The following is an 18,259-nucleotide window of genomic DNA, read 5'->3' as shown; positions in this document are numbered from 1 at the left end:
TATCCAACTTTCTTCATAAAATGTTCACCCTACCAAGCACACAAATGGCAAAATACATCCTGCGAATGTTTATATAATTATAAATTTGTACAAAAAACATGAGATGCATGATCTCTTTTCAGCCACAAAAACGCTACTGACAGCATGACGTCAGTAGCGTTTTACATGTAAAAAGTTTATTTCAAAGCGTAATCCCATCACTACAATTAGCCCAAATAAGAGCGAAGCATCCACATATGTTTCTCCAGATCCGCTTTATAGCCGATCAGCAAATCTGCAGTTGGCTGGTCGGAATTGCTTTCCGCCAGTTCAATACCTTCCTGAAACTCCTCGCATACCGTTGCAAAATCCTCGATCAAGGTTTGTACCATCTTGGGAGCATCTTCGTTGCCGGTTGCTTCCTGAATCGACGACAGCTCCAGGTATTCCTTCAACGTTGCGGAAGGTGAACCTTTCAACGCGAGCAAACGCTCGGCGATCTCATCCATTTTCAATGTCACTTCATTGTATAACTCTTCAAATTTAACATGGAGTGTGTAGAAACTGGAGCCTTTCACATACCAGTGATAGTTATGAATTTTTACATATAACACATTGAGGTTAGCGACTTGACGGTTTAAAAGTTCCTCCACCGATTTGGTTTGCGTATTTTTCGAGTTACTTGTTGTTTTAGCCATCATAAATCCCTTCCTTTTTCATCAAATTGATTTTCAGGAACGTTTACGTATCCATCACCGTCATTGCTGGCGGTAAGACGCCAGCGGCCATCCTAATCACCTGCCGGACGTCTGTTTCATACTTACCCTCTCTATACGGAAACGAAACAAAAAGAAGAGTTCTCCTTTCTCCCTCTTTCGATCCTCCATAAAAAAAATGTACAAAACTTCAATGATTTTCGTTATACTTTCTCTATCCTATCAAAATACTTGGTTTAATATTGTGATATTTCCAGACTATTTACATGTGCACAATTTATGGAGGTGACTTCGTTGTCCCAATATCATCCTTTAACGACTGAAGAAGCAATCGAATTCGTGAAGAACATCCCCGGATTTTTTAGTCAGGAAGCTCGTCTGGAATGCCGGGAAATCGGTGATGGTAACCTAAATCTGGTTTTTCATATTACGGATTCTGAATCTAACAAGAGTATCATTGCCAAGCAGGCACTTCCTTATGTAAAAATTGTGGGTGAATCCTGGCCGCTCTCACTGGATCGTGCCCGTATTGAACGCGAGGCACTTCAGCAGGAGCACCACATTTGCCCCGAATTGGTTCCTGCGATACTGGCGTATGACGATGAGCTTGCATTGACCGTAATGGAGGATCTTAGCTCCCACACCATCATGCGCAAGGGACTAATAGAAGGAAACACATATCCATATTTCGCTAATCATATTGGGGAGTTTCTGGCACGCACGCTCTTCTTCACCTCAGATTTGGGCATGAATCAGCAGGATAAAAAAGACCTAGTCAAACGTTTTATCAACCCGGATCTCTGCAAAATAACTGAGGATCTGATTCTGGATGAACCGTATCGGTTCTCAGATAATAACAACTATGGTGCGTACATCGAAGACGAAGCAGAGGCACTCCGTACAGATCAAGCGCTTCATCTGGAAGTGGCTTTGCTGCGAGAAAAGTTTTTGACACGAACCGAAGCGCTTCTGCACGGTGACCTTCATACTGGTAGCATTTTTGTAACGACCGAATCAACTAAAGTCATTGATCCTGAATTTTCCTACTACGGACCCATGGGCTTTGATATCGGAGCGGTGATCGCCAATCTGCTGTTGAACTACGCTGCACAGCCCGGATGGACCTCTGGTGAGAAGGCTCTAAAAGAAAGGCGCGACTGGGTTCTGGAGACTGCCATTCAGGTATGGGAGCAGTTTGAGCGTAGGTTCCGCAAACTGTGGGACGAGCATGTCACCGATCATATGGCACGTACAGCGGGATATCAGGACTTGTATCTCCAGAAAGTACTGCAAGATACGATTGGTTTTGCAGGGTGCAAAGTGATCCGCCGTATCATCAGCCTGTCGCATGTGGCAGATATCGAGACAATAGCCGATCCTGACCTCAAGGAAGCTGCGGAACGTCTGGCGTTATCTATCGGTAAATCCTTGGTTCTTCGCAATCGCGGGCTTCATTCGATTCGGGAACTGGGAGACATTGTTCGGACAGCAACAGCTGCCCAAACTAAAGGAGCTTAATGAATATGAGTGAACAGAAAGAAGCGGCCCCCGTAACCTCCGGAAAAGCTACAGTGTCCGGTCAGGCTCTATCTTCGCTGGTGTGGAAAGGCAACCGCTTGTCCATATTGGATCAGCGTCTGCTACCCGAAACGATTGTCATGCTAGATTTATTCACGGTCGAGGAAGTATGGGATGGCATACATGCCATGAAGGTACGCGGTGCGCCCGCCATCGGGATGGCTGCGGCCTACGGCGTTGTGCTAGGAGCTACCGCCTACGACGACACCGACGCTGCTGGGTGGCTGCAGCATGTACACGACGTGTGCGGACATTTGGCTACTTCACGGCCAACTGCCGTAAATCTGTTCTGGGCGTTGGATCGCATGAAGAAGCGAGCCGGGGAACTCATCGTTGAAGCTAGCGGAAGTCAGGTCGAAGACTGGAATGCCGGGCTGGAGCGTGAAGCCATAGCCATTCAGGCAGAGGATGAGGAAGTATGCCGCCAGATCGGCATCCATGCTTTACCTCTGTTCGAGGACGGGATGGGCGTACTTACTCACTGCAATGCAGGCGGATTGGCGACAGCCAAATACGGAACAGCGCTCGCGCCGATGTACCTTGCGCAGGAGAACGGCATCCAACTCAAAGTATTTGCCGACGAAACCCGTCCCGTGCTGCAGGGAGCGCGCCTGACCGCTTTCGAGCTTCAGCAGGCAGGCATTGATGTCACCCTGCTCTGTGACAATATGGCGGGCATGGTGATGTCCAAAGGATGGGTACAGGCTGTTATTGTCGGCACAGATAGAGTCGCTGCTAATGGCGATGTCGCCAACAAAATCGGCACCTATAGCCTAGCCGTGTTAGCGAAGGCGCATGGCATTCCTTTTTATGTCGCTTCGCCACTATCTACCATTGATTTGCAGACCGCAACAGGCGCAGATATTCCGATTGAGGAGCGTTCTGCGGAGGAAGTTACCGAAAGCTTTGGTAAAAGGACTGCCCCGCAGGGCATCAAGGTCTACAACCCGGCTTTCGACGTTACACCTCATGAGTACATTACCGCCATCATTACCGAAAAAGGAATTGTCCAAGCACCCTTTAGCGACAACCTCCCCGCTTTGTTTGCCGATTAATCGTTCTTGCAGATCATACCGTTCGTATAAAGCCGAATAGTCTGCTCGATAGAGTGTAACTTTTCATAGAAAAAAACCGGAGCCAAAAAGTCCGGTTTTTTTCGGTTCTTGTTCCTCTACTTTTATGCAACATTGCACATTAGGCTTCACTACACCAGTTTCAATAGTGCTTCATAGCCTGGCATCCCTGGTTTAATCCCCAGTTGCTCGGCTTCTGCCGTCACTGACTCCATCGGCGCTTCCAACAGTTCCTTTAGTGTTTTTACCCCCACAGCTCGTGCGGCCAGGATTTTCCGATCCGCCAGCCGTTCATTGAGCAATCCAACATCCAGCGCACCACACATGATGTAGCCACGGGAGTTAGAAATCGTTAACAGCGTTGTTTTAGGCAGTTTGACCTCGACTCCGATAAATGTATGCTCACCCACTTGAATAGGTTCCATGTGTATCATGGTGATTTCATGCACCTCCTCTTTGTTCATCCGGGATATTTTATGCGGCATTTGCGGGTAAGTGTGGACACTCGTGGATACATTCAAAATATTAGGAGGGGAATGTATGTACAGCAAAATAGACGATATCAAAAAGACCAGACGAATTTTTTCTCATCTAGTCTCGGTGATCATCATTAACGGTCTGGGTTACGCTTTATTCAAACTTTTTTAAGTACTGTGGCGGCACAAGGTCGGCAAGCCAAACACCGTGGTTGGCTTTATAAAACTTCACTTGATTAGCCAATGCCTTTTCTGTATCTACTTCAAGGATCACCAGTTCCCCACGTCTTTTACCTGCCAGAATTGCAAACTCAAGGGCTTCAGACAGATGTACATACTTTCTGCCCATTGGCTTAATTCCTTCAGTAAAAATGTTATGGATTACCTTTGTGTTTGTACCGTGATAGAGAATGGTTGGTGGAGTGGCCTCCTTATAATCCAATCTGCCTGCACTGTGCCCATAATTAGCTCTTATGTACCCATTAACAATCTCATATCTTTGTTTTGGACAATGGCTTACTACTTGCTTGATATCCGACTCGCTTACGTCAGACCATCTATTCTCTGATCTTATTCCTTGAATCAGTTCTTGAATGTCACAATAACCCTCATGGTCTAGCTCAAGACCAAACTGTTCTGGTGTATGCCTAAGAATCTTACTCATAAATTTACTAAGGCTCTCTTCTTGTTTTGACGTTAACATGATATGCTCCTTCTAAAATCGTCTCTTAATTCTAGGGTGGATAAAAATTTTCCTCTTTAATCAGATAGATTGCAATGAAAAAAGCTTACTCTCATTTTATTATCAATGGAGCAAGCTCGGTTCGTATTCCTGAAGCTACTTTATGATTCAAATGTCATCTTGTCAGGAAATATACCACCTTCTTTAACGAAGCAACGTGCCATCCGCTGTGCAGCCCTATCAAAATAAAATTTGTTTGAATGATTCGAATCTGGTAAAGGTTCAATTTCAGAGAACAGCTTAGTATCCTTGTTTAATTGAATTTTCCCCATAGTGTGTTCGTTTGGACCATATTTATAAATAACTACTGTATCATCTTCATGTTCTTTAAAAAGTAAAACAAATGCTCCCATTATAAAATCTCCTCTATTCTATTTCCCATGGACGACCCGACCTTACCGCAGCGTTATGAGCAGTCTCATAGTCTGTTTTAAATATACCCTCAAATCTAGATTCAAACAATTCATGGTTAAGCAAATCCATATCTTTTTCTGTTTGTATCCCTTTTTGTAATCTATCCCATGCTTGAGCTATTTCGTAATCAGAATGAAATCTGCCATAACCACTTGATTTTATGTGTTCTTTTATGAAAACGTGTTCTTTGATTCTTTGAATCCTACTTTCCTTCATTCCAGAATTCTCAGCTATTGCTCTTACATCACTATCTGAAGCTCTGATTTGATCATACATCTCATCTGCTTCAGCTTCTCTACGAAAATATTCATCAATTGAAAGATCGTTTCTCCCACCTGTTTGTACTTCTGTTTTAGATTCAGATTCTATTGAATTCCGTAAGCTGGAACTCGTATTATTCTTCGGAATCTCATACTGAATAGATGGTTTCAAACCAATTTTAGGCTTAATAACTGAGCTGACTCCTCCAAACAATCCTGCTGTACCAATCATATTAGCCCAATGTTCCTTTGACCACGCATTGGTAGGATTAAATGCGCCCTGAATCATACCCGTTATTCCAAATGTACTGAAATTGAGCATGTCATTCCACGAATCGTTTTGTTTAGCTGCTCGTTCCATGTACCCTTGATACATTCCTTTTGGAATACCATACGACATATAATCTAAGAAGCTCCAAACCGAATCAAACTTTTTCTCATAACGTACTGAATTAGCATCTACAAAATCCTGACCTAGTTCAGTTAAGCTATCTACCGATTTCTGGAATGCATTTCGTGTATCTGGAGCAGGAACAGCACATGAATTCGGTGGAGGTGGTAAACAACTTGCATCAATGTTACCTGTTTCCATCAGATCTGCTAATCTGAATTTATCTGCATGGTGACGTAACTCCCTAGCAATAGAATCCATCAGGGTAACAAAGTCATTCATATTCTTCTGAGAGGTCTGGAAGGAATAGTAAAAGTGCTCTTTAGTCAGTCCTTCCCACAATTGTCCCATAGATGAAATTTGTTTTACTAAATTGCTATTCACTTGAGTTGCCGTTTGCTGTGCTAACTCAAACTGCTTGGAGATAGTCATAAGTTGCTCAGGCGTCACTTTAATAGTTGTCATAGGTTAGTTACCTCTAGTCATGAATTCGTTATGACATAGTAACACTATTCCGATTTATGGAAAATGAACTTAATTCCTAATTGTTATATGAAGGATTAACCTTTCTACCTACGTCTAAAGACTTAAAACGTGCCATGATCTTCAACCATATCTTGCAACCCAGGGATAAGCGTAAGGAGTTTTTTGTAGTTTCTTAGTTGCTGAGTTGTTATATTTAACTCATGTGCAATATCAGCCTGTGTTTTTTGCTGACCAAAATTATTTTGCTCAGCACTTTCATATGTATGCTGATTATTCCCTTCTAGATTGGCGCTCCCATCCCTCACTCCAGATTCTTTCCAACTCAACACAAATCAAAAAGGCTAGACGGAATATCCATCTAGCCACCTACAACACTTCATTATCTGAGTTGAATTTAAATAGATAATTCCAGCCCGCCAAGCCGTCTAATTATATCAAAACTATTACACAGTTTATTGTATACAAGATTAATCTATAACTTTTTTCTTCTTTTAATTACGAAAAAAATGCCACCAATAATTGCTAACCCGGCAATAGAAAATAGTGACACTTTTTCTGTGCTGATTTTGCTTGTAATGAGCTGCGAAGTAGTCGAGTTTAGATTAGATGGACTCCCCCCAGAGATCAGTTCATCTGAATCATTTTTTTCAGAAGCTTCTTGCCGAGCCTTCTCATTGGCAGATAGAAACTCTACAAACTCCTGTAAATTGTATACTTTCAATGGCTTAAATTCCATGTATACGCTCTCTCTAAGAGGAACCACAACTTCCTTCCCATCTATATCAGAAATTAGAGCAACCGTAGCCAGTCGATCATCATATATCAGTTTGCTGCTTTCATCGTAGCCAATCAATTTCTTTGCTTCTTCGAATTGACTCGGAAACTCAAGATCACTATAAGCTGATCGTATTCTTTTCCCATCTTCTGAAAAAACAATACCATTATTTTGTTGTCCACTTTTTATGGAAAATAAGTACCCTTTAGATTTTAAAATGTCATTAGCTCTATCTGTATTCCCTGATCTAACAGCTTTAGAATTAACAGTGTAAACCTTAAAACCTTCATCAAGAGTTAAATTTTCCGCTTCTTTAGTAGTTGTTATTTTAAATCCTGTATTCTTTCTAATATCATCTTTGAAATTCCCCAAATCCTTTTCAATAGATTGCTCAACTTCTTTCGGAACCTCATTTGCCGCTAAGACGGTTATAGGTAACAATAAGATACAAGAAAACGCAATACCAATTATTTTTTTATACATTTTATCAGTCCTCCTTAGTCTCGTTTTAATTAACATAAATTTCGTTTATAGTGCTGTACCAACTAAAATCTCTATTATTAACAAATCCATCATAGTAATCTATTTTATCCATCTTCTCACCAACGGCAGGGTCTTTGTAATATACTTTTTGAAATCCTAAATTTGTATTATCGGAATATCCATTTATTAGATACATATGTCCAAGATCAGAGTCGTCCTTCCACACGATATGTGCTAATTGCGGTTGATTTCTTTTTATTTGAGAGATAATAGTTCCAAAGGGTATCGGCTCTTTATCAATTGTAGAGTTCAACCCCCCATATGCTAACGCGCTTTTTACTTCCTTATCCGTGCCTCCCTTATTTACGAGGCTACCTTTAATATATTTTACAATTTGAGATTGAGTTTTATTTCCACCTAAATGTTCTATAGCCATCTGTGAAGTAGCAGCCCAGCACCAATTAGATTTCTCTTGTTTATGCGAAGGCACAGGAAGAGATTTGTAATCTATGTAACTAGGTGTGATTTTGTCTGAATTGATCTCTTGGGCTGATGTTAATGGAGCGATAGCACTAAGTGCTAATACCCCCATAAGCACAAATGCTGTCATTTTTATTTTTTTCATGTAATGACACTTCCTTTTTTCTTATTTGGAATACAATACAATAATAATACATAAAATACAATAATATAACATTTTATTCAACATTATTGCAAAAATAGTAAGTCAGCACTATATTAATCATTTTCCTGTAAGTGTTAAAATATCAACAATTTTAATAAAACAGTATCCTGCTACTTCCTTAATTACGCACAACGTTGAAGGTATCCCATCCTTTGACGTAAACCGTCGTCCCTTTTCATAATGCACCTCCTTCTTCAAATCCTCGTCTTGGTTAATAATGGATTAGTTCACAAAAAAAGTTTGAACAAATCATAAAGAAGACCTACTTTAGTTGTAGGTCTTGGAATAGAACATTATTTAATAATAGAATTTTTGAGGTTCCCCTGCGTTGGCCTATTGGGTTCCGTAATTAAACCTATTTCAGGGGTGCAGTTTTAACGAATTTTCAAATCAATTCGTATTTAAGCTCCTCCATGTGTTGCAAAAACTTGAAATCCTCCATCATGACTATCCAGATAAATAGGTACAGCTAAGGTGAACAAAAAGCTACTAACAACGATCAACATTACCACTTTTTTCAACATTGTTTAACCACACCTTTTCAATGAGATTGTAAAACTCTGTTTTGGTTTCAGATACCGCATGGGCTTTGAAACGCACAAACAACCCCATACAATTTATAAAATATGTCTCCTTATTTAGTATATGCGCTTTTACCATTGCACAAAACAAATGATTAAAGCCATCATTGTGCATCCCATGATCTAAATAATAATAAGCCAATTCATATCCACAAAGTGCAGAGTATTCCGGTATTACTTGCTGGGTATACATATCATCTGATGATGGTCGCTGAGATAAAGACGCAATCTCTGTTTCAAATCGTTTAAGTATATCGTTTAAATCAAGTTCATAACGGTTAGCCGCCGTCATTATGTTAAGTAGTTGAGTTACCCTATCTTCTTGAATCGTATCTGATGAGTCATCAATAAAGTTTAGATATTCATGAAGCACACTCACATCACCAGATAAAAGCCTATATGCAAGTATATTAGCTTGTGACCAATGTTTAAACAAACCAATCCAGTGCTGGGTATCCTCATCGGTCTCTCTAACCCAATCTAAATTGGAGTAGGCATATGTATAGTGTAATGCCTGCTCATAATTACCCTGCTCTTCACATGCATTAGCACAGAGCAAGTCTGCATAAGCAATGTACACAAACAAGGGACGACTTAGCTTGTCGCTAGATTCGATCTGTTCTCGGCTGTTCTGTTGATGGTTCAGTGTACATTGTATTTCGGCTTTAGCTCTCATTTTCCTCGCCATCTCATCAACCTTATCCCATTTACGCAATGATCTGTACACGTTAGCCAAATCCTTCAATGCGTCAAGCTGGTCTATTTCATCTAGTCTTTCGACAAAAGCTTCAAATACGGCTGCCGCCCCAACATTTTGATTTTGATCGTCATTAATCTGAATTTTAAAAATACGATATTGGCAGATTGCCAGGCGTTCAGAATGTTGATATCTCTCCGCTTCAGCTACCCCCTCATAAAGTATCAATGCCGCTTCTAGTCGTCCCTGCGACAACAATTCTTCCGCTATTTCAAATAGCTTGGGTGAATAGAGTAGATTGTCCATGATGGCTCCCACTACTCGACGGATCGCATCCAACTTGTCCAACTCCGCACAGCGATACAAAAACGGCTCGATTCGCCTCATATTTGGAGGATGATCAATGATGTAATTTTCTATAAACAATTCATAAAAGTGACCCTCTGGTAAGCCCATAGCTTCAGTAATACGATCGAGCTGGTTAATAGACATAGATTTATTACCTGTTACAATGCTACTTATTATTCCCCTATTCATCCCTGTAATTTGTCCAAATTCCGATAGGTTTAAGCCTTCTTGTTTAAGATATTGTTCCAATTCTGCTCTAATCGTGGGTGTAATTTTCATCGATAAACCACCCTTTCAATGTAGACTCACAATACGATGCATAGTAAAAATTATTATGTAGTTGTGAAACAAGTAGTAAAATGCTCTAACGATCTTGATTGTACCATCTTTTGGTATAAAATCATATACCTTTCATATAGTACTCAAGATACCTTTTGGGATAGTTACGTATGATTTCATGATTAAGGATATCGTCTTTATGTTGATGTATAGTTTATTTAAAAAATTAGAACACAACTCATCCAATACAAAGTACCAGATTAATAGTCAGGTTCGCATTCCCTTGTGTTTTAATCTATGAATTGAGCCTTGATTGGATGTATGGCATACAAGCAACCTTAATGATATTAGGGACGGTATCGAGTCAAAAAATAACTTGAGTGTGAAAGTGAATGTGTTAGGGGCAATTTTGGAAATTAAATAGACGTTTATGATGTAAAATACCCCCCGTCCTTTTTATTGTACCTGCTAGTATTTGATCAGCAGACATAACAAAGAAACCTAGACATAATCATCTAGGCTCCATACACATGAACAATTTATCCTACTTGTTTCTGTTGCTCATATTCCTTTACCCTGCGATAGAACGTGTTAGGCTTCATTTCTACGCGCTTCATTGCTTCGACTGCTGTTATTCCACCTTGCTTCCATTCCTCATATGCTGTAATAAACTCATCACTTATTGCCTTTTTAGGCCGACCAAATACCACACCATTATTTTTGGCTGCTGCTATATCTTCAGATTGTCTACCGTTTATCTTCTCACGTTCACGTTCTGACATGTAGCTGAGTAATTCAAGCACGATACTAGATATAACCTTTTCCAAACCATTTTGATATTGTCTAGTGTCAAGGATAGGCATACAAGGATAACAATGTGTGCACCTATCTCATACGTTATATCTTGCCATTCACGTTTGATTTCTTTAGCATTCCGTCCAAGTCTGTCAAGTTCCTTAATGAACAGAATGTCTCCGTGTCTAAGTACGCTCTTTAATGTTTGATATTGTGGTCTGTCAAAATTCTTGCCACTTTGCTTATCAATGAAGTAATCACGTTCCATAATACCTAAGTCCTTCATCGATTCTAATTGTCTAGCTTCATTCTGATCTTTACTCGATACTCTTATGTAACCATAGCGTCTAATCTCACTCATATGGATCATCCTCTACTATGTCATTAATTGCATTTAGCAAAGTATGTCAAAACGTATACTATATGACAAAGTGTTAGAAAAAGACTTGGCTAAATTGAGCATAATAAAAAGGGCAACCGAAGTCGCCCTAGATATTCCATTATACAACTTAACTTTTCAAATACTTTAGTACACAAATCTATTTACTGTCTTCTTCCTTGATGTAAATAGCGTCATATTGAATGATTGCTTTAGTTTCATCAGTAGTCTTTGAAACGTCGTAGACTACTTCATCTTGACTGAACTTATCTTCATCATGGAGAGAATGCGGTTTTTTTATAAATAATCCAACTTTAGTATAAATTTTATCAGGATGATTAAGTTCTTCTAATACACTGTCAGGGACTATTGCTTTTGTAACGCCCTTCATTTCTTCAGAAGTATCGTCACTAGCAAAAACATTATTACCAATAACTACAGCAAACGTAACAGTAAGGGCAGCCAACCCCAAAAATTTCAATTTAGCCTTCACTTCTTCCCTAACCCTTCATTAATTAATTTGCATATCCATTCTCAGAAATTTTAATCGGGTAACCAGACCCATCATTTCCGGAATGATTTCCAATTAGCAAATAAACTGGATTGAACTCAAAAGATGCATCGTCGCCTGTTATACCTAAGTTAGTGTGCGAAAATTTGATCGTGGTGACTATTGATAATAGTGTAAAAAAATTAACTCGATTTTCCTAACTGTGAAAACGCCATCTTATAAGCCACAAACGTAATAATTGCGTAGATAAAACCATATAGAAGCCAAGCATCTATATTAACTGCAATGGTTTCTAAATTGGTGGCAATAAATATAAGAGGCAGTAGCAAGGCTAGTATTAATCCTAAGTAGATGTTTCCTTTGAAATAGGCGAAACATACTCCGATCAAGATTGCCAGAATGGGGCAAAATATAAAAGTAGGGAAGAGGGGATTAAGTTTTGGAAATAACCAGTAAATCATAATAATCACTCCTTAAAGTTAATTAGTCAGAAAAAAACGAATCATTTCCTTGTTTGATTTAAATGCTAGAGGAATGACATGTAATTCTTTGCCTGTCAATAAGTCATATTCTCTTATTTCCCTTATTCTATCAACAGGAGAATTTTTGACATAATCATATAGGACAAAAACAGATCCTGCAAAATACTGTACTCCAGATATTACTCCTTTCTCATTTTGTATTTTTTCGGAGACGGAATTGCTTTGTTTTAATCTCAACTTTTTAGGCTTTTTGTTGAGGTCATTGAAAATAGTATAATTTAAGTCTTCAGAGAGAATATATAATTTATCGTTGTAAATTTGGCTGTCATAAAACAAAAATGAAGTATCTGACAAAGATGTTTCATTTTCCAACTTACCATTTTTAGGGTCAATTATCTGCATTATAGGATGAAATTGTGTATCAGATGTATTGCCATCAAGAAATACAATAAGCTTGCCTTTAAATATTTGTAGTGATGCTCCATTTTGGCCTACCGGAAAGTATTCTTTTAAACCATGTAAACGATTTTCTATAGTGAATTGTTTGATCTTCTTTGATGTTTTTAAATCAATGACATAAATACCTACAGAATTATCATTATTGTTCACATATAAAGTGTATGCCATATTATTGTATTCAACGGTTGATAATAAATATCCATTCAAAAGAATATTTCTATATTTCAAATTTTTTTTATCGAAATAAACCAATTCATTGGTGTACTGTGTGGGAGAATAACTCGGATTAATACCCACGTTCATGGAGAAAAATAGATGATTGTCGCTTTCTTTCAAAAATGAAGTTCCGATATTCCTATCTTTTCCATATTTATTAGGTCCAAAAAATGGTTGAAGAATTCCATTTTGATTAAGTATGTAATGTCTATTTTTTCGTTCAGACATTAAATAATAGTCATTCTTTACTTTGGCAAAATAATAAAGTGACTGGGCATTAACTAAGTTTTTTTTGTCTAAAATCTCGCCTTTATTACTGTATTTCACAATTTCTGCACCGTCATCCATTGCATTTGAATAAACAACAGTAAATGTCTCGGATTTTGTTATATTTTTCAATGAATGATGTGTTGTAGTAAACCAAAACGTTGAAACTGCCAATCCAAGTAAAAATAAAGTTGCAAAAATAATTCTTATTCTTTTTTTAAAGAGCATAATGTCCCCCCTTAGTGAAATCACTCACAGGAAAAAATATATATTCCTGTGAGTGATTAGGTTTGTTAGTTACTATAGTAAATTGAAGTATTACCGGATTTAGCTATTTCCATTGGGGTAACAATAGGATCAATTGTTATATAATCAACATCAATCCCCTGAGTTTTCCAAGCCTTCCACACCAATTGTGAACAATAAAATTTAGCTTCTGTCCATGGATTAACAAAATTCCAGTTATAGGGTTTTCCAATTTGATTAGCTGCATATTGTGCAGCTGCCCTATATTGGGAACCCGAAGCCCCTTTAACGCTCATTCCATAAACATTTGAGCGACCTCTCCAATCATTTGTGTGATATTGAACTCCATCAGCTGGGAACGATTCTACTGTTTTACCACTTAGTAAGGAAACAATAGCAGCATGTCCTGGATATCCGAAATCAATACCCCACGAACTTGCGTTATAGGCAACCAAAATATCACCGACTGTTCCTAAACTTGATGCTGCTAGCCTAGGATTCTCCGAGCTATCAGTGAGCGATTGGCTAGTTTTTTGGTCATTCAATGCCTTCTCTTCCAATTCCCCGCTTTTTAGGATCTGAAGATCATTTTCATTATGTTTACGGAGTAACTCAATATCATTATCACTCATTCCAGCATCTTTCATTTTCTGATAAGAATTGTCATTAACACTGAAAGAAGGCGATGTTTCATCGGCGGCAAAAATGTTTGCACTGGGAAGAAGAAGGATACTTAGAGCAAGACTAGCGGAAAAAGCTAAACTAAGAACATTTTTCATGATTATACCTCCAAATGGGATTTAATTGATATAAGAGAGTACTTGTTCAAAGTTTGTCTACATGTTTATCCATACTTCATTTTTTGTCCCTCCATATAACAAAGTCTCGTATGTCTATTTTTTGGAGGATGATGTATGTTAAATTTAGTTAGTTAGCTCCATAAGTCAAATAGAAATACGAGCTTACGCAATCACCTTCTAAGTAAGAAGTAGCAATTGCGAATATATTGTTTATGTCCGGCAGGATAACCGTCCAATAACAATCAATTTTTTTAAACAGAGATTTATGTAAAAAAGTATGTACCAGTAAATATAGATTTGGGCGATCTATACATGTGCTATAATCTCTAATTTTGATTAAAAATGTATATTCTAAGCTACTGGATAAAAATTCCTATCCAATATATTCAAATTATATACATAGATTCAATAAAAGTCAAATTGATCCATTTTTTAAGCTATTTGTAATCATAGTTTGAAAGTAATATTTTGATGTTCTCAGTAAAGTGGATAGGAAGTTGACGCTGTGTCAACCATATGAGGGTATCACCAATTTTGGAGGCACTGTAGAGATAGTCTGTAACTACACCCGTATCGAAGCTCAATCGTAAAAATTGATCTTATGTGCATAAAACACTTATTTCATATGGTTTTTTGAGTCATTGTGGTTCAAAATTGTGCCAGAATATATTTAAATTGTTGCCGTACCGAAAAATAGCTAAAACATAGATAAATAAAGGGATTTGTGAAGAATTGCTTTACATCGTGGTTTCAATCGTAGGTATCGAGGAGTAATGTGTAAAAAAGCTTGATGCATCAAGTGAATTTTAAGTTATTATAAATTAAATTGTGCGAAATCAAAAATTAGAAAATCCTTTATTTATCTACATTTTTAAACACAGCAAACACGTATCGTAAATCGTAACAAGAATCGCGGAGTGGGAGTGTTATAATAGTCATTCCGATATTATCAATAAGAAAATCGATTCAAACACTCTATCATACTTACTCAACTCATATGTAATAGCTGAAGCCTAAGACAAATTGTCTCAGCGTTGAATCATACCGCAGCTCACGCACAGTCATTTCATCCACTGTTTTCTGTTCACCAGTTGAGGGGATGGTGTGTTCCTGATCAATAAACTCTAAGCGGTCTACAGATTCAGGCAAAGATAGCATTTCAAATATTTTACTGTTTGCCAAAAGCGACGACGTCGTCGCATTTCCGAATTGTTCAAATGCTTTAATCATTCTTTGTGCTGTTCTGGGAGTAAAATCGACTGTCTTTAGCCACTTCTCCCACTCACCATGAACTAAGTCATTCTCTTTCACATGCTTCAATTGTCGTGCCCAATCTCAAATAGCGACTGTCCAGCTATTTGTTTCTCGTGAATTGCGATTAAGCCTCCTATTTTAAATGTAATCATTATGTTAACCACGCTTCCACTTTAATAATACAAAAAGCCTTCCCAATAAAGGAAGGCTTAATATCTTTGGACACATTGTAGTTATTGAGCAGGAACATGCAGATTATTAATCGCCCATAAGTTAAAAAGGAAAAAGACGATAAAAATTGCTAAAACGACTCCGATAATGATAAAAATAGTTTTCTTTTTCATAGGCTTTAGTTGAATACCCAACTATCAAGCTGACCCTTGACATTTCCATATATTTTTTTTATTCCAAACTTTGCTATTGTTATAGAGTTTGATTATACTTTAGCCACTATTAGAATTGCGTGTTTCTAGCGAGGAGGGATCAAATTCCAATGAATTTAGCCGTCAAGTTGATGCAAAAATTCAAAGACCGCGATACTCAGAATAAGCTGAAAGGCTATCGGGACAAAGCGGAGCTCATTAGGAAACGGAATTTGAAAGCATGGGACGATCAGCGGCTGAAAGCGGAATCTCTCCGGCTGAAAAAGGAAGCAGAATCGGGTACGCCTTTGGACGAACTGCTTGTCGATGCCTATGCACTAGTCTGCGAGGCAGCGAAGCGAAAGCTCGGATTACAGCCTTACGATGTTCAGATTATGGCTGCCATCGCTCTGCACGAGAGATTTGTGATCGAGCAACATACCGGCGAAGGAAAAACGCTCTCTGCTGTTATGCCTGCTTATCTAAATGCGCTGACCGGCGAAGGCGTTCATGTGCTCACTTTTAACGATTATTTGGCAAATCGGGATGCGGAGTGGATGGGTCCGATCTATCGTTTCCTCGGGTTAACGGTAAAATCGGTTCAAGCGGGCATGAGCTTGTCCGAGAAACGAGAAGCGTACGCCGCGGATATAACCTATGTGACGGCCAAAGAAGCGGGATTCGATTATTTGCGCGACACGATCACACTAAGCGAAGCCGATACCGTGCATCGTCCTTTCCACTACGTCATCGTCGACGAAGCGGATTCACTGCTTCTCGACGAAGCTCGGGTGCCGCTAGTCATCGCTGGCGAGCCGGATTCTTCCGGCAACGACGTAATTCGTTTCGCAGATGTGACTAGGCAGCTCGAGCAAGATAAGTATTACGACTTCGACGAGTTCAAGCGGAACGTTTATTTGAATGAGGCGGGCGCTGCGAAAGCGGAGGCGCTGCTGGGGTGCGGCAATTTGTACGAAAGCCATAATAGTCATTTGTTGTCGTCGTTAAATTGCGCGTTGTATGCGGAAACGTTATTGAAAAAAGACGTCGATTACATCGTCCGGGACGGGAAAATCGAGCTGATCGACGAATATACCGGCCGCGTGGCGGAGAATAGGCATTTGCCAGAAGGACTGCAAGCCGCGCTTGCAGCCAAAGAAGGGCTGCACTCGAAAGTCGGCGGGAAAATTCTCGGGACGATCACCCTTCAACACTTCATTAGCCTGTATCCAAAAATTTGCGGAATGACGGCTACCGCGTACGCTTCCGCCATGGAATTCAAAGAGATTTATGCACTGCAGGTCGTGCAAATTCCGCCGAACCGGCCAAACATACGGATCGACCATCCGCACCGAATTTATACACATAAAGAAGCCAAGCTTAAGGCGCTTGTACAAGAAATCTCGTCCGTACATGCGACGGGACGCCCAATTCTCATTGGTACGTCAAGCGTGGAGGAGTCGGACATGCTGGCAAAGGCGCTAGCGGTTGCCGACGTACCTTGCCATATCCTGAATGCGAAAAACGACGCAGAAGAAGCCGAGGTCATTGCCAAAGCGGGAGAAATCGGCGCCGTGACGGTGTCTACGAATATGGCGGGACGCGGCGTCGACATTCGGATCGGCGGTGGCAACCCTACGCAAGCAGAAGTTGTCGCCAAGCTGGGCGGGTTGTACGTGATTGGTACGCATGTGCACGAAAGCGTGCGGATCGACGACCAACTGCGCGGGCGTTCTGGGCGCCAAGGCGACCCTGGAGCTTCCGTATTTTTCGTAAGCTTAGAGGACGAGTTGTTACTTCGATTCGGCATCGATAAAGCGATTCGCGCCCACAGGCAGGATGAGACTCTCGAAGACCCGGTGCTACGCAGCAAAATCGCGCATATTCAGCGCGTTATTATGGGCCAGAACTTCGATATCCATCAAGAACTAAACCGTTATTCGGATATGGTAGAGGAACAGCGACGAATTCTATACGAGGAGCGGCTCGCAATTTTAAAAGGCAAGAAGCTGATGAGTCCTTTGGAGCAACGCGTACGGCTTTTTTATATCGACAAGTTCTGGGCCGACCATCTAGCATACGTTTCTTACCTTCGTGAAGGCATCCACTTGGAAAGCCTTGTCAGCGGCAATCCGATCGACGAATTTCATGCACAAATCACCCAAGCATACGAACAAATTCCAGCTAAAGTAAATAGCGAGTCGGCGAATATGCTTGTAAGGCTCGGAGGTTCGAATGATCCGGCGGAGTGGGAAGAGTTCGGTCTGAAGAGCCCTACTTCCACTCGGACTTATATAATCAACGATCAATACATCCAGAATATGCGCAGCTCATGGACCGCTATGACTGTATTTGCTTTTGGGATTCGCAAGATTTTGAGGCCTATATTCAAACTGTCAAAGTTTTGATGCAGCGTAGCTTTTTCGAGGATGAGCATTGACTCCGTGTTGACTTCGGACGTCCGCTTGGATTCCTCAATTTTATAATCGGTATAAACATACCTACCAATCACGGCCGCCAAAGCT

17 protein-coding genes and 1 pseudogene are annotated in these 18,259 nt (G+C 39.9%); 3 read left to right on the top strand and 15 right to left on the bottom strand.

Going from position 1 to position 18,259, the window contains the following annotated elements; translation table 11 throughout:
• Positions 1-206 precede the first annotated feature (206 nt).
• Entirely contained in the window at positions 207-677 is a 471-nt protein-coding gene (locus NSS94_RS08430) for a Dps family protein (protein WP_013309551.1), read from the bottom strand.
• A gap of 312 nt (positions 678-989) precedes the next feature.
• Between NSS94_RS08430 and mtnK the strand changes: the two genes are divergently transcribed.
• Positions 990-2,213, top strand: a complete 1,224-nt coding sequence (mtnK, locus tag NSS94_RS08425; protein WP_341039153.1) for an S-methyl-5-thioribose kinase — start codon at positions 990-992, stop codon at positions 2,211-2,213.
• A gap of 5 nt (positions 2,214-2,218) precedes the next feature.
• On the top strand, positions 2,219-3,328 hold the full coding sequence (gene mtnA / locus NSS94_RS08420; RefSeq protein ID WP_341039152.1) for an S-methyl-5-thioribose-1-phosphate isomerase: 1,110 nt from the start codon (positions 2,219-2,221) through the stop codon (positions 3,326-3,328).
• Between the two features lie 149 nt (positions 3,329-3,477).
• Here the strand turns inward: mtnA and NSS94_RS08415 are convergent, their stop codons facing one another.
• The 14 genes and pseudogenes from NSS94_RS08415 to NSS94_RS08350 all read right to left on the bottom strand — a co-directional run bounded on the left by NSS94_RS08415 (position 3,478) and on the right by NSS94_RS08350 (position 15,429).
• Entirely contained in the window at positions 3,478-3,780 is a 303-nt protein-coding gene (locus NSS94_RS08415; protein ID WP_318626791.1) for a YunC family protein, read from the bottom strand.
• Between the two features lie 196 nt (positions 3,781-3,976).
• Positions 3,977-4,525 carry an RNA 2'-phosphotransferase gene (locus NSS94_RS08410; protein ID WP_029516581.1) on the bottom strand — a complete coding sequence of 183 codons (549 nt, stop codon included), beginning with the start codon at positions 4,523-4,525 and terminating at the stop codon, positions 3,977-3,979.
• 140 nt (positions 4,526-4,665) lie between these two features.
• Positions 4,666-4,917, bottom strand: a complete 252-nt coding sequence (locus NSS94_RS08405; protein ID WP_029516580.1) for a hypothetical protein — start codon at positions 4,915-4,917, stop codon at positions 4,666-4,668.
• Positions 4,918-4,930: 13 nt separating this feature from the next.
• Positions 4,931-6,094: a WXG100 family type VII secretion target gene (locus NSS94_RS08400; protein WP_165145185.1), complete on the bottom strand. Its 1,164-nt coding sequence runs from the start codon at positions 6,092-6,094 to the stop codon at positions 4,931-4,933.
• 122 nt (positions 6,095-6,216) lie between these two features.
• Positions 6,217-6,441, bottom strand: a complete 225-nt coding sequence (locus NSS94_RS08395; protein ID WP_196245333.1) for a hypothetical protein — start codon at positions 6,439-6,441, stop codon at positions 6,217-6,219.
• A gap of 146 nt (positions 6,442-6,587) precedes the next feature.
• Complete coding sequence (locus NSS94_RS08390; RefSeq protein WP_230584968.1) at positions 6,588-7,373, bottom strand: LPXTG cell wall anchor domain-containing protein; 786 nt, start codon at positions 7,371-7,373, stop codon at positions 6,588-6,590.
• Between the two features lie 25 nt (positions 7,374-7,398).
• Entirely contained in the window at positions 7,399-7,998 is a 600-nt protein-coding gene (locus NSS94_RS08385) for a C39 family peptidase (protein WP_029516577.1), read from the bottom strand.
• Positions 7,999-8,547: 549 nt separating this feature from the next.
• Positions 8,548-9,963: a tetratricopeptide repeat protein gene (locus NSS94_RS08380; RefSeq protein WP_039269864.1), complete on the bottom strand. Its 1,416-nt coding sequence runs from the start codon at positions 9,961-9,963 to the stop codon at positions 8,548-8,550.
• 539 nt (positions 9,964-10,502) lie between these two features.
• Positions 10,503-11,119, bottom strand: a pseudogene (locus NSS94_RS08375) (recombinase family protein).
• A 178-nt stretch (positions 11,120-11,297) separates the two neighbouring features.
• On the bottom strand, positions 11,298-11,630 hold the full coding sequence (locus NSS94_RS08370; protein WP_029516575.1) for a hypothetical protein: 333 nt from the start codon (positions 11,628-11,630) through the stop codon (positions 11,298-11,300).
• 200 nt (positions 11,631-11,830) lie between these two features.
• A complete protein-coding gene (locus NSS94_RS08365) occupies positions 11,831-12,109 on the bottom strand; it encodes a hypothetical protein (RefSeq protein WP_029516574.1) in 279 nt (92 codons plus the stop codon).
• 18 nt (positions 12,110-12,127) lie between these two features.
• Positions 12,128-13,300, bottom strand: a complete 1,173-nt coding sequence (locus tag NSS94_RS08360; RefSeq protein WP_340931807.1) for a YncE family protein — start codon at positions 13,298-13,300, stop codon at positions 12,128-12,130.
• A gap of 65 nt (positions 13,301-13,365) precedes the next feature.
• The gene (locus NSS94_RS08355) at positions 13,366-14,097 is read right to left on the bottom strand and encodes a YiiX/YebB-like N1pC/P60 family cysteine hydrolase (RefSeq protein ID WP_340931806.1); all 732 of its coding nucleotides are present in this window, start codon (positions 14,095-14,097) and stop codon (positions 13,366-13,368) included.
• Between the two features lie 1,014 nt (positions 14,098-15,111).
• Complete coding sequence (locus NSS94_RS08350) at positions 15,112-15,429, bottom strand: DUF3102 domain-containing protein (RefSeq protein ID WP_230584987.1); 318 nt, start codon at positions 15,427-15,429, stop codon at positions 15,112-15,114.
• A gap of 436 nt (positions 15,430-15,865) precedes the next feature.
• Between NSS94_RS08350 and NSS94_RS08345 the strand changes: the two genes are divergently transcribed.
• A complete protein-coding gene (locus NSS94_RS08345; RefSeq protein ID WP_341039151.1) occupies positions 15,866-18,142 on the top strand; it encodes a preprotein translocase subunit SecA in 2,277 nt (758 codons plus the stop codon).
• Positions 18,143-18,259: the final 117 nt, after the last annotated feature.

The sequence above is a fragment of the Paenibacillus sp. FSL L8-0644 genome (assembly GCF_038008165.1).
Taxonomy (GTDB): Bacteria; Bacillota; Bacilli; order Paenibacillales; family Paenibacillaceae; genus Paenibacillus; species Paenibacillus polymyxa_D.
Note: the sequence above shows the minus strand (reverse complement) of the source record. Positions and strands in the feature narration are given on the sequence as shown.

Coding starts and splice junctions, on each gene's coding strand:
- NSS94_RS08345 (WP_341039151.1), top strand. CDS start 15,866: ATGAATTTAGCCGTCAAGTTGATGCAAAAATTCAAAGACCGCGATACT.
- NSS94_RS08405 (WP_029516580.1), bottom strand. CDS start 4,917: ATGGGAGCATTTGTTTTACTTTTTAAAGAACATGAAGATGATACAGTA.
- NSS94_RS08355 (WP_340931806.1), bottom strand. CDS start 14,097: ATGAAAAATGTTCTTAGTTTAGCTTTTTCCGCTAGTCTTGCTCTAAGT.
- NSS94_RS08410 (WP_029516581.1), bottom strand. CDS start 4,525: ATGTTAACGTCAAAACAAGAAGAGAGCCTTAGTAAATTTATGAGTAAG.
- NSS94_RS08415 (WP_318626791.1), bottom strand. CDS start 3,780: ATGATACACATGGAACCTATTCAAGTGGGTGAGCATACATTTATCGGA.
- mtnA (WP_341039152.1), top strand. CDS start 2,219: ATGAGTGAACAGAAAGAAGCGGCCCCCGTAACCTCCGGAAAAGCTACA.
- NSS94_RS08380 (WP_039269864.1), bottom strand. CDS start 9,963: ATGAAAATTACACCCACGATTAGAGCAGAATTGGAACAATATCTTAAA.
- NSS94_RS08360 (WP_340931807.1), bottom strand. CDS start 13,300: ATGCTCTTTAAAAAAAGAATAAGAATTATTTTTGCAACTTTATTTTTA.
- NSS94_RS08365 (WP_029516574.1), bottom strand. CDS start 12,109: ATGATTTACTGGTTATTTCCAAAACTTAATCCCCTCTTCCCTACTTTT.
- NSS94_RS08385 (WP_029516577.1), bottom strand. CDS start 7,998: ATGAAAAAAATAAAAATGACAGCATTTGTGCTTATGGGGGTATTAGCA.
- NSS94_RS08400 (WP_165145185.1), bottom strand. CDS start 6,094: ATGACAACTATTAAAGTGACGCCTGAGCAACTTATGACTATCTCCAAG.
- NSS94_RS08390 (WP_230584968.1), bottom strand. CDS start 7,373: ATGTATAAAAAAATAATTGGTATTGCGTTTTCTTGTATCTTATTGTTA.
- NSS94_RS08430 (WP_013309551.1), bottom strand. CDS start 677: ATGGCTAAAACAACAAGTAACTCGAAAAATACGCAAACCAAATCGGTG.